This window comes from Pseudomonas silensiensis (assembly GCF_050434865.1).
In the GTDB taxonomy this organism is placed as follows: domain Bacteria; phylum Pseudomonadota; class Gammaproteobacteria; order Pseudomonadales; family Pseudomonadaceae; genus Aquipseudomonas; species Aquipseudomonas fluorescens_W.
Window position 1 is genome coordinate 14354 of record NZ_JBNDJH010000038.1, and the last position, 12621, is coordinate 26974.

Consider the following 12621-nt stretch of genomic DNA (forward strand, 5'->3'; position numbering starts at 1 on the left):
TGCGAGGGGTTACGGAATCAATACCGCGCGACGGGCATCACCGAGAATGTCCACGCCGTTGAGCACGAACTTTTGCGTGCGCACGTCGATGTCGATCACTGGGATGCCGTTTTCGAGGCGGTTGTAGGTGCGGCAGGAGAGCTCGAGCGTGGTGGTGGGTTTGTCACCCATTTTGAGTGCTGTTTCGACCAGGGACTTCAGCTTGCCGCCGACGGTGTGGTAGGTAAACCAAGTGTTGCCATCCTGATCCTGACCGGCCTCGCGCACGTTCAGCAGAATGTCTTCCCCCAGCTTCACACCCAAGGCCAGCATCACTTCCGGCCCCATGCCTTGCAGGACCAGATTAGCCGTCAGCACGGTGCCGTTCTTGATCATTTCCTCGCCGATGAAGCGCCCGCCTGTCATGGTTTCCATGCCGAACTCAATTTTCGGCGGAGTAAAACTTTCGACGGTCGCCGACAACGGCAGGCCTTGCAGGGTGGCCGCGATGGCCTGTCTTACACGGTTGGTAAACATTAGAGAACATCCTCCAGGAACTGCTCGATGATTTCATCGCGGGCGTTGAGTTGATAAACCATGTGTTCGTTCGGTGCGTAGCGGCCGTAGTCGATCACCACGTACCAGGTACCGTTTTTGTACTTCTCGACGCTGTTCAACTCAGGGTGCAGGTACACGCTGCCGCCCGGGATGGTTTCGTCGGCGACCAGGGTTTGCAGCCAGTCGTTGATGCGCTTGACCTCCTGATCCATGAACGACTTGGTCAGGTTCTTGGCCATGGCCTTCTGACCGGCCTTGACCAGCTTGCGGCTGATCGCATCCTCAAGGCCGACGTAGCTGATGAACTTGCCGGTGATGGAGCGGTTACCCAGCAGCGAGAAACCGCCGAGGATGGTCCGGGCGTAATAGCTGACGCCGTAGCGGTTGAGCAGATCGCCTTCGGTGGAGGTGTCGAGGATGTTGTATTCCACGACTCGCGAAACGTCTTCGGCGTAGGTCACCTGGTTGCCCGGGCTTTCCCATTGCTTGACCTTGGCGAGCGCGGCGATGGCCAGGCTCGAAGGCGCCAGGAACACGTTTTTCTTCGCCGCTTTGGAGTAAACGGCCGGCATGTTGTGCACCACCAGGCAGCGGTCGAAACCGAGGTCCGCACCGCCCAGTTCCTGGCTGTAAGTCACTTGATCGGCCACCGCGGCGTCCTTGCCGTCGAGTACCACCCGCGCCTTGATGCGTTTGCCAAACGAGGCGAACTCACTCGCCACGGCTTTGGTGCCGGTGAAGCCTGGCGCACCAATGATGGTCAGGTCTTCCGCTACGCCGCTCAGTGCAGCCAGGCCCAGTTTGCGACCGGTCAGAGGCTCAACGCCGCCGATCACGTTGTTCTGCGTGTCCGCCGGGGTGGCGCCCTCTTCGACGATAACAACATAGACCGGCACCTTGGCCACTTTCAGGATCTGGAACACTGCGTGGAACAGCGTGCCCGACTCAGTGCCGGTCGGATCGAGCAGCGCCTGGGTGGTGAAGCTGTTGATGCGAAACGGAGCATTGCGCGGAATCAGCGGATCGGCTTTCGGCGCAGTGCCGATCAGACCGATGACGTTGTCACCGAGGCCACCCATGGCCTCGGGGGATTCGGTGGCATTGACGGTAATGCCGTTGTGCTCGAAGTTCAGAACCTCAGCCATGTTATTCAGCCTTCTTGGCAACGGCCTTCAAGGCCTTGGTGGATGTAGAGGCTGATTCGGCAGCCTCGGTTTTTTTCAGTTCCAGACGACCAGCGCTGCGCAATGCACTGGCCTCCACATCGAGTAGGTCGAGTTCTTGATCGACGCTCGACCAGTGGCCCCCCCCGGTGGGGAATGGAACAAGCACGGTGTAGGTTTGGCGTTCTGCCATTTGGGTTTCTCCAGAAACGAAAAAGCCCCAGGTGAGTGGGGCTGTCAGGTGTTGTGTGATGTGAAGCGGATAAGAAAACGCCCCGTCAGTGCGGGGCGTTTACTGGGTTTGCTCGGAGATCCAGGCGGGCTGTACCGGACGGAACTGCTCGGCGGGAAACTCCTGCTGTTCCGGCCAATCGCGCAGCGTCTGCATGTAATCCAGCAAGCCCGAAAATTGTTCCAATGTGATCGAGGGCGGCCGGCTCAGCTCCTGCTCGTCCCGGTGCCGGTCACGAATCCATTGCACCCGCAGAATTTCGAAGTTGCGCCAGGCTCTCTCCGTCGCGGCCAGATCTTCAGGTGGCGGATCTATCAGGATCGGCAACCCGTCAGCATCATGACCGCGAACCTTGCCCGGCATCGGATTTGCCAAAACAGCTTGATAGTGTTCCTCGGCAATGGGTTTAGCGTCCTTGGGCATTTGCGTGTGAAAGCCCTCGAGATAAGTGCACCCAGTAGATTGGCTGTAAAATCGTTGCATGTTCAAACTCCAAACGCCCATGCCCGGGAAGGCGCGGTAATCACCCCCCAGTTATGTAAATTGACACCCGTGTTTGAAACGGCACCGGGCACGATATTTCCCGCCGAATTGTTAGCGGTGACCCCAACAGGACAAGCCCCCCCAAAAAGACACGCGGCTCGGAAAGCAACAGGCCAGGCAACAGATCCTGATGCACCCGCTGGAATACTACCGACAGTGGTCCACTGGATAATGAAGCTGAACATCCACGTCGGGAAGATGATGTAGCCGTTAACGTTAAGGCTGGCTGTAATCCCCCAACGCATTTTTTTTGGCGTGATAAACGTAGTGTCATCGGCCCCGACATCCGCCTGATTCTGTGTAGCGACCTTGGCTGTACCCTGATTGGTTTCAGTAGCGTAAGCAGCCAACGCAGCAAGCGCGGTGATATCAATGTTTCCCTGATTGATCGGCGCGTTCCAGGCCTTGATGCACCACATGACGGCCAGGTTTCGCGGTCGTGTTTCTGCCGCCGTCCTGGTAGCTCGGGACGAATCGAAGGTTGTCGTATCTGCGTTGCCACCGCCCGCGTCGAGAGTGACGTATGAAACGCCTGTTGGCCCGTTTTTCAGGGACGTCCCTGTAAACGGGTTCGTAGCTCCTACTGCTCCCGTGACGGGACCAATAGCGGCAGACGCCGACCGGGAGTAAAAGCTACCAACAATGGGCTGCATGGCATCAAGCTGATAACTGCCAATCGCCCGGCTAGCATCCACACCACGCCCATGGTCCCAGCCACGCAGAAACTCGCCACGCGACTCAGGCAGACGGAAATTGCCCGCGCCTTCGCCGCCTGTGTTGAACGTAGTCCCCAGGTAGGCGGCCAGGTCCGGATAGACCGCAATGCTCTTAACACTGCCGTCGATCTCCAGAAACCCGGGCGCAATCTTGTTCACTGGGAACGCCACCATCGCGCCGACCGGCAGCGCCGAAGCCTCGGCAATCATCGCCCCGATTTCAGCCTTGGTGTACACGTCCTTGATACCAAACCCGGCCAGCGTTTCAGGATTCGAACCACCGGTTGCCCGACCGTACTTATCCACGGTCAGACTCTTATAAGTCCCCGGCTGAATCCCCGTCCGGCCAGCCAACTTTTCAAACGTCAGCGCCGTCGTGCCCAGGGCAATCGACCCGTTGGAAGTCAGATGCCACAGCGAATCACCGTTCACCACACCCTCTTCGACCATCACAGTCAGGCTAGGCGTAACTTTCGCACTGGTGTTGGCATCGCTTGCCCGCCCCCAGTCGCCATTGGCAACCACCCACAGGCCGTTGTCCTTGGCCTGCGTCTGGTTCGACAGCAACACCCGATCACCTACAACTGCCGCGACGCCATCGATTTGCTGCGCGCCGCTCAACACCACGTTAGCGGTGGCGGCAACCCGCACCGATTGCTTGCCATCGAGTTTGCCGAGTTCTTCAGCGAGGTAACTCATCACCCACGCACGCGTCGCCTTGACCACCGTGTCGTCAATCAACAACGTCACCAACGCCGCATTACTGGTCTCGAAAATCGAGCGAATGTAGAACTCTTTCCCCGAACCCGACGTCGCCAATACCGGCTTGAACGACTCCGGATATTTGACGATCGCATACAGTATGCCGGTATCAGTCCACAATCCGGCCTCACGCACATACCAGCCGCCTACTTCAGGCGGGATAGTCACTTCGGCCAGCAGCCAGTTTGGGTTTTTCTCATCCTGGAACAGCGCATTGAGCGGCCCGCGCCACACTTCGCGTTTCAGTGCGGTGGCCGTTGCGGCCGGGTTGTAAACCGTGCCGCCACCATCACCGACGGAGATCTGCGACAGTTTGATCGGCACGCCCGCCGCCTTGCAGGCGGTTTCGTAGGCGATCCCCGCATTGGTGAGCAGGGTGTAATAGTCGGCCATTTAGGACCCCTGTGGATAAATAGTGGAGGTTTCGACGGTATAGAGCCCGGCGGCCATGAAGGCCTGACCCGAGGCTTCAAGCCCTTCGATGACAATCGGATAAACCGTGGTCAGCTCGCCGCATACGGTGGCGGCGCCGATGACGTGACTGCCGAATGCGCTCAAGCCGACGGAAACCTTCAAGGTGTCGCGTTCGCTTTTGGCATCGGCCAGGCGTCGGTCGAGACGTGCGTCAATTGCTTCGCTGTAGGGCTGTTCGGAAAAAGCCCGAACGGAAAAGCTGTAAGGCGGACCGGGCGGCGTTTGCTCGTACCAGGCACGAATTTCCGGTATCAGTTGCAATCCCTTGATCGCGTTTGCCAGCGCTTTTCGAGTCCCGGCCTGCCGTGCTGTGGGCCAGGCGAGTTCGACCGTCAGGCGTTTTTCCGCCTCGGGCGCTTCGGCGCTCCATTCGCTGACCCCGCGATCCGCGCCCAGATACGGCAGGAATGCCAGCGGTGTTTCGGCAGGATTCATCAGGTCGGGGAACGGCGGATCGATGCGTTCGAGCAACCGGGCGAAACCGAGATCAAGTGCCTTTTCCAGCGGTGAGCTGTTGGCCGGCAACAGGCTCGCGCGAGGTGTGTCGTCACTCATAACGTATCCACCTCGACCTCGACGCCCGTGCAATACGGCGCTTGAAAAGCACTCGTCACAATCGGCGCTACCGGCTCAAGGATTTGCAGCTGAACCGCGCCGGCGCTGTGCAGCGTGTAGTCGATCCAGCTCGGGTCCACCCGCCCTTCCAGGCGATGACAGGCATCGGCATACGCCTGCAGCTGCTGTTGCGCGGCGACTTTGGTGAGCCCTGAATCGGGCCCCGGGTTGATCTTCGCATTCACCCGGATTTTGTAGTTCTTGATTTGCGCGGCCTGCACGGTGACCCGATCCGTTTCCGGTCGTACATCAGGCCGGGCGAAATGCTGGCGAACACCGTCGAGCAGCGCTTGGGATGGCGTGCCATCGCTCTCCCGGGAAAGCACCGTGACCGTGACTTCGCCTGGCGCGGTACGGCGTCCATTGCCGTCCTTGACCTGCGCTGCATAGCCGTCCGGGTCGAAGGTGTAAGTGACCGTCACCACACCCGCCGCGGCGCTTTCCACCTTCACGGCGGGCCGTTCGCCAAGGGTGAAGATCTCGCGTCGATACTGCATGCGAGAGCCAGCCGCCGGGGCATGCGGCGCCAGGTAATAACGCAACCGGGCGTCGTCATCGCTCTCGAAAACCGGATCGATCGGCGGGAACGCCGCCGGGTCGCCCGGATCAAGCATCTGACGTTCTAGCCCCATGTCCGCGAGGCGCGCATCGAGATTGGTCCCGGTGGCCCACCACGCCAGCATCTGCTTGATGCGGGCGTTGTATTTACGTTCATGGATTTGCAGCCGAACACAAAAGGCCTCAAGGGCCAGGGTGAGCAACTCGCTTTCGTTTTCAAGACTGACCAAAAGCTTGGCCGCGCTCTCGGGCGAACGGGCGCCGACGTACTCGACGACAAAGGTTTTGAACTCTGCGAGCAAATCCTCGAACGCTTCGATCGTGACGATTGCCGGTTCGGCCAACTGATTCTGGCCGGGGATCAACATGCTCATGCCATTACCTCAAAAGTCTGTTGGCGATTTTTCCAGGTGCCGGCGAAACGCAGCAGCAGCCCCGCACCGCGGCGACTGGCGACAATGACTTGCGGCTCGAAATCGTCGATGCCGTTGTGCTTGTTGTAAAACGCATGGGCCGCATGGCTCTGGGCAAGAATCAGCAGGTCGTCGCCGAGGTTCCGCCCCAGCAACTCAGTGAGTGCGCAGCCATACAAAGGACGCTTCTGACGCGTGCCCAAAGGCGTGGTCAGTGCACGGGTGGCGCGCTGCACAAACTGCAGCCAGTCATCGACCGTTGCGCCGGTGTTTCTATCGATTCCGATCATGGGAAGCTCTTTATGCGGTACTGATGACGCGACCCTGGTGATCCACCAACGGGCCGCTCAGATGCACACCGGAAGCATCGAGCCGCATGCCGACGGCGCCCAGTTGCAATTCGATGATCTCAGGCGTCATCGCCAGCCTTGCCGGGCCGATGCTCAACTCGAGGGATTCACGAGAGCCGATGAACGCCACCGGGCCGTTTTTCCAGTGCAGAACATGACTGGCGTTGTCGTAACCGCTTTCCGTTCCGTCCTGATAGAGGCGACGCGTCAACGATGCCTGTGTCGAGACGGGCGGGAACTGACCGCCGTTAAGGCCGAACAACGCCACCGATTGTCCACCGCCATCGCCGCCGCCATGGTTCAGCAACAGGCACTGCTCGCCCACGGAGGGGATCCGCGACTCGCTCTGTGCGCCGGCACTCGGATTGAAAAACCTGATTGCAGGGGTAAGCAGCTCGCCATGACGGACCTTGCAGGTGTTGCTGGCCGCATCGACCTGCTGACAAACGCCTATGCGACAGAAGCTGTCGGCACGCCGGTGCAGATCTTCGAGCTCGGTCTCCATCTCGGCCAGACGCTCGATGATCGGGCCCAGTTGCATACGTAGAAGCGCATCAAACATGGGTCAGTCCTCTAGTGCGGTGTATTGATCCGGGTCGTCGATGTTCGACACCTCCCAGGTGCGGGCGAATTTCGGAATACCCAACGGGTCCTCGAGTCGCGTCGGGCCGAGGTACAGGGTTTGGGTAAATGAAACGGTCCAGGCGGTGTAGTCCCGCGTCTCGCTGATGAACGCGGACGGGATGCCATCAATGTTCATGGGCATATCGCATTGATCACCCGGCAGATTCCAGCGGTTATCGGCGACCAGGTTTTTCAACTCACTGGCCAGATCGCAAGCCGCCAACCCTGCGCCAGGCAATACGACTTGCAAGAAAATCGTCAGGACATGAGCGATACGTCCGTCGTTGGCACGGTTGCCCGGCGCATTACGTTCGATGGTGATCAGCACCCAGGGCTGATCGCCGGTGCCGTCAAAGTCTTGATGACTCCCGACGTTCAAGCCGGGAATGGTGGTGCGTAACGTTTCGGCAACGGCGGAAAACAGCTGCGACGGTTTTTCGATGACGGCGGGCATTAATGGCCTCCTGTTCTTATAGCAACGCGAAGATCAGCGACACCGGTTCACTGTTGATCCGGACGAGAATCTCGCGGCGGCACTTCGCAAACGCCAATCCGCTTGGCCGCCCAACGTTCATAAAGGCCAATGGCAACGTCTGCCCCGGCCATCGCCGTCAGGCAACCGAACGCGCAAGCCGTCCAGATCGACACGCCGGCGGCATACAGCAGCATGATGGCCGAGACCCCGCAGACCATGCAGGCCCCGGATCGCAGGGCTAGGCGCCGCAGCAATGACCAGCCGCGGGCGCCCTCCTTGTCGGCGCGCCACATTTCGCCGGACACCCCGCCCACCAGGGCGAGGACGATGACGAGCCAGATCGGCATGTCCAGCAACGCTTGTTGCTCGTTTGTCATGTCACGCCTCCGGGGGGTGATTGATGAGAGATATGTGTATCTTTCAAACGGTGACTCTTGGTGTGCCTGACGGTAGGTAGGCATTCCAAAAAGCCCGGCGCTTGCCGGGCTTTTCAGTAATGCGGTCCTTCGCGCTGATCTTTCGGCGCTACTGGCGCGGTACGGATCGATTCAGATTGTTTTTCCGACCGCGGTCCCTGCCCGCCGGATAACTGCTTGTGGTGCTTTACGCTGCACACCCGGGTCAGTTGCCAACCCTCTGAACCGTTGAGGCCGGTTCATCGCTGCCTTTTTGGTGGAACTAAAGAGCTTCGTTTCGAGCTGCTTTGTTGAGCTGCTTGAGACAAAGAATATGCATGGATGCATATACAGTCAATGCACAAATGCATTTATTTATGCACTTGAAATGCATAGGCGCATGAAAGACCCGCAGGCAAAGGCACTGACAGCTTTTCGGTAGGCGAAAAAAAACCCACTCAGTGGCGGGCTTTATCTGACAGCGGTGAGGTTAACGGGCGTACATGCCCCACCAGAAGACGTGACCGAGGATGACAATCTGCTCTTCCTGGATTTCCTGGAAGGTGTAGTCCTCGTCCGGATGTTCATCGCGATTGAAGCTGCGCAGGCGGATCCCGGTAGGCAGGCGATAAAGCTGTTTCACCCGCAGTTGGCCGTTATGGTTGATGGCATAAAGGTCGCCATCCACGATATCGCCGATTCCGCACTTGCCGGCATTAACGCCGACGGTGGCGCCGTCGCGCAGTACCGGCAACATACTGTTGCCGCGCACCGTCACGCATTTCGCCTGGTCGAACTGCACGCCATTGTGGCGCAAACTTCGCTTGCCGAAGCGCAGGCTAGAGCGCTCGCTCTCTTCGATGACGAATCTTCCTGATCCAGCAGCCAATTCAACCTCGCGAAGAAAGGGGACCGATACCTCGTCATCGTCGACGGGCGTATCGTCGTCCCACAGACTTATGTCCTTGAGTTCCGAATGCAATTGATCGCGCCCGGTGCTGGCTGCCGGCGCGACATCCACACGGCCCCGCAACTGGTCGGTGCTCACGGCGAAGTACTCGGCGATCTTCGAGATGTGTTTATCCGAGGGATCAACGATCTTCCCGCTGAGGATCCGCGAGAGAGTGGATTGAGGCACGCCAGTGCGACGGTGAAGCTCCGTGGGGGAGATCCCGTGCTGATCGAGCAGCGCTCTTAAGACGGTAGAAACATTGCGTTTTTGCATAAAGCGCATAGTGCTTGATCTTTTCGCGAAAAACAAATGCTGATTCGCATAGATCGTGCATGAGTATCATATACATACTGCCGAGCATTCATATCTGCGCCAGGCACACTCTATGGTTCAAGAAACTAGCAGATGCCCTGGGTAACCCGCTGCGCTTATTGCTGTTAGCATATGGAACAGCCTCAGAATATACACAGGCAGCAGCACTGATTCCAAAATAGGCAGTGCGCTTGCTCGCGAACGGATTTCAATGTGAAGAAAGTTGCCATCCTGCAGTCCAACTATATCCCCTGGAAAGGTTACTTTGACCTCATCGCGGCGGTGGATGAATTCATCCTTTACGATGATATGCAATTCACTAAAAACGACTGGCGCAATCGTAATCAGATCAAGACACCTCAAGGTGTGCAGTGGCTGACAGTGCCGGTGGGCCAGGATATTCGTCGGCGCATCCGTGATGTGCCTCTGGTCGACGGCTGGCAGGTGAAGCATTGGAAGACCCTGGAAAGCAACTATCGACGAGCGGCACACTTCGATGCTATCGCTAGTTGGCTTCGCCCTCTGTACCTAGAAACGTCCTACAGCCATCTCACCCTATTGAACAGTAGCCTGATAAGGGCGATATGTGCCTACCTTGGCATCAATACACGAATATCTTGCTCGTGGGACTACCAACTGGGCGAAGGCAAGACTGAGCGTCTGGTCGACTTGTGTCGACAGTCGGGTGCCAGTGACTATATTTCTGGACCGTCAGCCAAGGATTACTTGCAGCCCGAACAGTTCCAGGCGCAAGGCATCAAACTGCACTGGTTCGATTACAGTGATTACCTCGAATACCCACAACTGTGGGGCCCGTTCGTTCACGGGGTCAGCATTCTTGACCTGCTCTTCAACTGCGGCACTGGATCTCACACTTACATGAAGCACGCCACCTTATGAGACTGTCCATCGTCGCCACCCTGTACCAATCCGCAAACCATCTCCAGGAGTTTCATGCACGCTGCAGCAGTGTTGCGCAAGCACATGCAGGTGATGACTATGAAATCGTTCTGGTCAACGACGGCTCGCCTGATGATAGCTTGGGACGAGCAATTCGCCTGACGGAAACTGACCCACATGTGGTGTTGGTCGACCTTTCAAGGAACTTCGGTCATCACAAGGCCATGATGACCGGACTCGCCCATGCCCGGGGCGACGAGGTGTTCTTGATCGACAGCGACCTGGAGGAGCCGCCGGAGTGTCTGCTGACTTTTTCCGAGCAGATGCACGGCGAGAACTGTGACGTGGTCTACGGAGTGCAAGAGCAGCGTAAGGGCAGCTGGTTCGAACGCTTGAGTGGTGGTCTCTTCTGGACGTTGATCAACCGGTTGTCCGGTTTGTCACTCCCAGCCAACGTTGTCACGGCTCGCTTGATGACTCGGCGCTATGTAGATGCGCTCCTGTGCCACGAGGAACGAGAGGTGTTCATGGCCGGTTTGTTTCACATCACCGGCTTCGTACAAAAGGCTGTCACCATTCAAAAACTCAGCTCAAGTCAATCGACCTACACCTTCAGGCGCAAATTGTCGTTGGTGGTGAATTCCGTGACCTCTTTCAGCGTGCTACCGCTGATCGCCATTTTCTACATCGGCCTTATCATTTTCTCATTCGCCTGCTGCTATTCCGCTTACCTGCTGATCAACTGGCTGTTCTTCTCATATATCATGGCGGGCTGGACTTCAGTGATGGTCTCGATCTGGTTGCTTGGCGGCCTGATCCTCTCTTGCATGGGCATCATCGGCATCTACCTTTCCAAAGTATTCTCCGAAAGCAAGCGCCGCCCCTACACCATTGTCAGGAACATTTATGGCCGCTCATGACGGAAAACACGCCTGGCTAGAGGTACGACAATTGCTGGACGTAGAAACTGAATGAACAGCCTGACCGCTCGACTTAAACGACGGATACCTGCTGCGCAATTGATCAAGTATGGCTTGATCGGTTTGCTCAGCAATGCCTGCGGACTTGCCGTTTACCTTTTGTTGACCGAACTGGGAAGCCCACCGAAGCAAACCATGACAGCTCTCTATGTAGCCGGCGCACTTATCAGTTTCTTCGGAAACCGGCGCCTGACCTTTTCATACGAGGGAGGGACTTTAGGTTCAGGTGTTCGCTTTGTCATTGCCCACATGGGTGGTTATGCCATCAATCTCTGCCTGCTGGCGTTATTCGTCGATCACTTCGGATACGCCCACCAGTGGATACAGGCAGCGGCGATCTTTGTGGTAGCTGGCTATCTGTTTGTAACTCTCAAACTCTTCGTATTCAAAACAGCTCAATGACGCGGTTCACTGTTGCTGATTGCCACTAAACCCTATTCGGAACACTGCGATGACTAGCGAAAAAATTCAATTTAATCGCCCTCACATGACCGGCAAGGAATTGTATTACATCGCCGAAGCCAAGTTCGGCAATATGCTGGCGGGCGATGGGCCGTTCACCAAGCGCTGTCACCAGTGGCTGGAAAACGCCAGTGGCTGCAACAAGGCCTTGCTGACTCACTCTTGCACCGCAGCGCTGGAAATGGCGGCCTTGTTGCTGGATATTCAGCCCGGCGATGAGATCATCATGCCGTCCTACACCTTTGTCTCCACCGCCAACGCGTTCGTGCTGCGTGGCGGCGTGCCGGTGTTTGTGGACATTCGAGAAGACACGCTCAACCTCGACGAGCGCTTGATCGAGGCCGCCATCACCTCGCGCACCCGGGCTATCGTTCCCGTGCACTATGCGGGCGTGGCTTGTGAGATGGACAGCATTCTGGCAATCGCACAGCGACATGACCTGCACGTTGTAGAAGATGCCGCGCAAGGCATCATGGCCTGCTACAAGGGTCGCCCACTGGGGAGTTTGGGCAGCCTTGGCGCATTGAGCTTCCATGAAACCAAGAACGTCATATCTGGCGAAGGGGGCGCGCTGCTGGTCAACGATCCGGCGCTGGTCCGCCGCGCCGAGATCATTCGCGAAAAAGGCACGGACCGCAGCAGCTTCTTCCGGGGTGAAGTGGACAAGTACACCTGGCAAGAAGTGGGTTCGTCATTCCTGCCTGGGGAGTTGATCGCGGCATTCCTGTGGGCACAACTGGAGGAGGCCACAGGCATTACCGAGCAACGGTTGGCATGCTGGCAGCACTACCATGATGCCTTGGCCCCCCTTGAGCAGAAAGGTTTGCTTAGACGACCGATCATACCCGCCTACTGCACCCACAATGCCCACATGTACTACGTACTTCTGGACTCGCAGATTGACCGCCAGACAGTACTCGAAGCACTGAAAGGCGCGGGCGTTAATTCAGTGTTCCACTATGTTCCACTTCACTCATCGCCAGCCGGTCAACGCTATGGCAGGGTCCATGGCTCAATGGCCGTGACCGACCGGCAGTCAGAACGGCTGATCCGGCTGCCGCTGTGGGTCGGGTTGACGCATGAACAACAAGATCGCGTCATCGCCGTACTCGAGGCAGCATTGCGCTAAACCCTCTCAGCAGTCCCGCTCACTAGGCG

Annotated in this window: 16 protein-coding genes; 4 read left to right on the plus strand and 12 right to left on the minus strand. The window is 57.8% G+C overall.

What is annotated here, in order from left to right; genetic code table 11:
* Nucleotides 1-9 precede the first annotated feature (9 nt).
* The 12 genes from QF010_RS32520 to QF010_RS32575 form a co-directional block, all read right to left on the minus strand.
* Nucleotides 10-516 (minus strand): phage major tail tube protein, encoded by a 507-nt coding sequence (locus QF010_RS32520; RefSeq protein ID WP_429534716.1) that lies wholly within the window; start codon nucleotides 514-516, stop codon nucleotides 10-12.
* A complete protein-coding gene (locus tag QF010_RS32525) occupies nucleotides 516-1682 on the minus strand; it encodes a phage tail sheath protein (RefSeq protein ID WP_429534717.1) in 1167 nt (388 codons plus the stop codon). The genes QF010_RS32520 and QF010_RS32525 overlap by 1 nt, the downstream gene beginning before the upstream one ends.
* 1 nt (nucleotide 1683) lies before the next feature.
* Nucleotides 1684-1893 carry a hypothetical protein gene (locus QF010_RS32530; RefSeq protein WP_429534718.1) on the minus strand — a complete coding sequence of 70 codons (210 nt, stop codon included), beginning with the start codon at nucleotides 1891-1893 and terminating at the stop codon, nucleotides 1684-1686.
* A gap of 99 nt (nucleotides 1894-1992) precedes the next feature.
* The gene (locus QF010_RS32535) at nucleotides 1993-2415 is read right to left on the minus strand and encodes a phage tail assembly chaperone (protein ID WP_429534719.1); all 423 of its coding nucleotides are present in this window, start codon (nucleotides 2413-2415) and stop codon (nucleotides 1993-1995) included.
* A 2-nt stretch (nucleotides 2416-2417) separates the two neighbouring features.
* Nucleotides 2418-4346: a phage tail-collar fiber domain-containing protein gene (locus QF010_RS32540; RefSeq protein ID WP_429534720.1), complete on the minus strand. Its 1929-nt coding sequence runs from the start codon at nucleotides 4344-4346 to the stop codon at nucleotides 2418-2420.
* A complete protein-coding gene (locus QF010_RS32545) occupies nucleotides 4347-4982 on the minus strand; it encodes a phage tail protein I (protein WP_429534721.1) in 636 nt (211 codons plus the stop codon).
* A complete protein-coding gene (locus QF010_RS32550) occupies nucleotides 4979-5974 on the minus strand; it encodes a baseplate J/gp47 family protein (protein WP_429534722.1) in 996 nt (331 codons plus the stop codon). Before QF010_RS32550 ends, QF010_RS32545 begins: the two co-directional genes overlap by 4 nt.
* Nucleotides 5971-6303: a phage baseplate protein gene (locus QF010_RS32555; RefSeq protein ID WP_429534723.1), complete on the minus strand. Its 333-nt coding sequence runs from the start codon at nucleotides 6301-6303 to the stop codon at nucleotides 5971-5973. Before QF010_RS32555 ends, QF010_RS32550 begins: the two co-directional genes overlap by 4 nt.
* 10 nt (nucleotides 6304-6313) lie before the next feature.
* Nucleotides 6314-6925, minus strand: a complete 612-nt coding sequence (locus QF010_RS32560; protein WP_429534724.1) for a phage baseplate assembly protein V — start codon at nucleotides 6923-6925, stop codon at nucleotides 6314-6316.
* Between the two features lie 3 nt (nucleotides 6926-6928).
* The gene (locus tag QF010_RS32565; protein WP_429534725.1) at nucleotides 6929-7441 is read right to left on the minus strand and encodes a hypothetical protein; all 513 of its coding nucleotides are present in this window, start codon (nucleotides 7439-7441) and stop codon (nucleotides 6929-6931) included.
* A gap of 47 nt (nucleotides 7442-7488) precedes the next feature.
* Nucleotides 7489-7839 carry a phage holin family protein gene (locus QF010_RS32570; protein WP_429534726.1) on the minus strand — a complete coding sequence of 117 codons (351 nt, stop codon included), beginning with the start codon at nucleotides 7837-7839 and terminating at the stop codon, nucleotides 7489-7491.
* A 508-nt stretch (nucleotides 7840-8347) separates the two neighbouring features.
* Nucleotides 8348-9082, minus strand: a complete 735-nt coding sequence (locus tag QF010_RS32575; RefSeq protein ID WP_033053938.1) for a LexA family transcriptional regulator — start codon at nucleotides 9080-9082, stop codon at nucleotides 8348-8350.
* 252 nt (nucleotides 9083-9334) lie between these two features.
* Here QF010_RS32575 and QF010_RS32580 point away from each other — a divergent pair, with 252 nt between their 5' ends.
* Genes QF010_RS32580 through rffA form a run of 4 tightly spaced genes read left to right on the plus strand, consistent with a single transcriptional unit; the run spans nucleotide 9335 to nucleotide 12592 of the window.
* Complete coding sequence (locus tag QF010_RS32580; protein ID WP_429534727.1) at nucleotides 9335-10021, plus strand: WbqC family protein; 687 nt, start codon at nucleotides 9335-9337, stop codon at nucleotides 10019-10021.
* Entirely contained in the window at nucleotides 10018-10941 is a 924-nt protein-coding gene (locus QF010_RS32585; RefSeq protein WP_429534728.1) for a glycosyltransferase family 2 protein, read from the plus strand. The genes QF010_RS32580 and QF010_RS32585 overlap by 4 nt, the downstream gene beginning before the upstream one ends.
* A 51-nt stretch (nucleotides 10942-10992) precedes the next feature.
* A complete protein-coding gene (locus QF010_RS32590; protein WP_429534729.1) occupies nucleotides 10993-11403 on the plus strand; it encodes a GtrA family protein in 411 nt (136 codons plus the stop codon).
* A 49-nt stretch (nucleotides 11404-11452) separates the two neighbouring features.
* Nucleotides 11453-12592 carry a dTDP-4-amino-4,6-dideoxygalactose transaminase gene (gene rffA, locus QF010_RS32595; protein ID WP_429534730.1) on the plus strand — a complete coding sequence of 380 codons (1140 nt, stop codon included), beginning with the start codon at nucleotides 11453-11455 and terminating at the stop codon, nucleotides 12590-12592.
* Nucleotides 12593-12621 lie beyond the last annotated feature (29 nt).